This is a genomic window from Protofrankia sp. CiP3 (assembly GCF_917627345.1).
Classification (GTDB): domain Bacteria; phylum Actinomycetota; class Actinomycetes; order Frankiales; family Frankiaceae; genus Protofrankia.
Window position 1 is genome coordinate 29,133 of sequence record NZ_CAKJTM010000045.1, and the last position, 2,483, is coordinate 31,615.

Below are 2,483 nucleotides of genomic sequence, written 5' to 3' on the forward strand. Positions count from 1 at the left end.
GACCAGCTCTACGGCGTGTTTCGGAAGTCGTCGTTCGATCAGGAAGCGGCGACACGGCGGCCAGCACCAATGCGTTAGCCCCGCGCCAGGGTTCGACGCTCTGGGGGCACCGGGCAGGCTCAGTTTCAGGGCCACCAGCGCTGCACACGCAGCAGCGACGAGACGACCGCGGCTGCGAGCAGGTCGCGCCCTTCCTCGATCGAAAGGACGGCTGGAAGAACATCGATCACGGCATCCCGTCCTGCTAACGATGCGGCGGTCAGAGCCTGGGCGAGGACCGGTCCGCGCTGGTCAGGAGACAGATAGGGCGCCAACCCGGCCAACACCCGCGCCCGGGCAGCCGGCCAGTCGATGGCGGTGGCGACAGTCAAAGCCTGGACGAGAACCGGCCCGCGCTGGTCAGGAGGCAGATACGGCGCCAGCCCAGCCAACACCCGCGCCTGGGCCTCCCGACAGTCAATAGCGGTGGCGGCACTCAAAGCCTGAGCGAGCTGATCGGGAGGCAGATACGGTGCCAGCCCAGCCAACACCCGCGCCTGGGCCTCCCGACAGTCAATAGCGGTGGCGGCACTCAGAGCCTGAGCGAGCTGATCGGGAGGCAGATACGGTGCCAGCCCGGTCAACACCCGCACCCGAGCCTCCGGACAGTCAATAGTGGCGGCGGCGCTCAGAGCCTGAGCGAGGACCGATCCACGCTGGTCAGGAGGCAGGTGAGGTGCCAGCCCGGTCAACGCCCGCACCCGGGCCTCCCGACAGTCAATAGCGGTGGCGGCACTCAAAGCCTGAGCGAGGAGGTCGGGAGGCAGGTACGGTGCCAGCCTGGTCAACGCCCGCGCCCGAGCCTCCGGGCGGTCGACAGCGGTGGCGGCACTCAAAGCCTGAGCGAGCTGGTCGGGAGGCAGGTACGGTGCCAGCCTGGTCAACGCCCGCGCCCGAGCCTCCGGGCGGTCGACAGCGGTGGCGGCACTCAGAGCCTGAGCGAGGAGGTCGGGAGACAGGTACGGTGCCAGCCTGGTCAACGCCTGCGCCCGGGCGTCCGGCCGGTGGATGGTGGTGGCTGCGGTCAAAGCCTGGGCGAGGACCGGCCCACGCTGGTCAGAGGGCAGGTACGGTGCCAACCCGGTCAACACCCGCACCCGGGCCTCCGGCCAGTCGATAGTGGTGGCTGCGGTCAAAGCCTGGGTGAGGAGCGGCCCACGCTGGTCAGGGGGCAGGTACGGTGCCAGCCTGGTCAACACCCGCACCCGGGTGTCCGGCCAGTCGATGGTGATGGCGGCACTCAAAGCCTGAACGAGCAGGTCAGAAGGCAGATGAGGTGCCAACCCGATCAACGCCCGTACCCGGGCGTACGGCCAGCCGATGGCGGCAGCGGCACTCAGAGCCCGGGCAAGCAGGCCAGGAGGCAGGTAGGGTGCCAATCCGATCAGCACCTGCGCCCGAGCGTACGGATCGTCGATAGCGGCAGCGGCACTCAAAGCCTGAACGAGCAGCTCAGAAGGCAGATGAGATGCCAACCTCGTCAACACCTGCGCCCGAGCCTCCGGGTGGTCGATGGTGATAGCAGCACTCAAAGCCTGAGCAAGCAGGTCAGGAGGCAGATGGGGCGCCAACCTGGTCAACACCTGCGCCCGAGCCTCCGGGTGGTCGATGGCGGTGGCGGCACTCAAAGCCTGAACGAGCAGGTCAGGAGGCAGATGGGGCGCCAACCTGGTCAACGCCTGCGCCCGAGCGTACGGCAGGTCGATAGCGGTGGCTGCACTCAAAGCCTGAACGAGCAGCTCAGAAGGCAGATGAGATGCCAACCTCGTCAACACCTGCGCCCGAGCGCACGGCCAGTCGATAGCAGTAGCAACACCCAGAGCCTGAGCGAGCAGGTCAAAAGACAAATAAGGCGCCAACCCGATCAACACCTGCGCCCGAGCCTCCGGGTGGTCGATGGCAGTAGCAGCACTCAGAGCCTGAGCGAGCAGGCCAAGAGACAAATGAGGCGCCAACCCGATCAACACCTGCGCCCGGGCCTCCGGGTGGTCGATGGCAGTAGCAGCACTCAGAGCCTGAGCGAGCAGGTCAGGAGGCAGATGAGATGCCAGCCTCGTCAACGCCCGCGCCTGGGCGTACGGCAGGTCGATAGTGGTAACGGCGGTCAGAGCCTGGGCGAGGACCGGCCCACGCTGGTCGGGGGGCAGGTAAGGTGCCAGCCTGGTCAACGCCTGCGCCCGGGCCTCCGGGTGGTCGATAGTGATGGCGGCGCTCAAAGCCTGAGCACACTGGTCAGGGGGCAGGTAAGGCGCCAGCCCGATCAACGCCCGCGCCTGGTCGTCCGGCCAGTCGATGGTGATAGCGGCGCTCAGCGCAGCCCGGGCGAGAACCGGCCCACGCTGCTCAGGGGGCAGGTGATGTGCTAGCCCGATCAACGCCTGCGCCCGGGCGTCCGGCCAGTCGATGGTGATAGCGGCGCTCAGAGCCTGAGCGCGCTGGTCGGG

Annotated in this window: 1 pseudogene; it reads right to left on the minus strand. The window is 67.9% G+C overall.

Going from position 1 to position 2,483, the window contains the following annotated elements:
• Nucleotides 1-125 precede the first annotated feature (125 nt).
• Nucleotides 126-2,483 (minus strand): annotated as a pseudogene (locus tag MJ797_RS15915) (hypothetical protein); the annotation flags it as partial.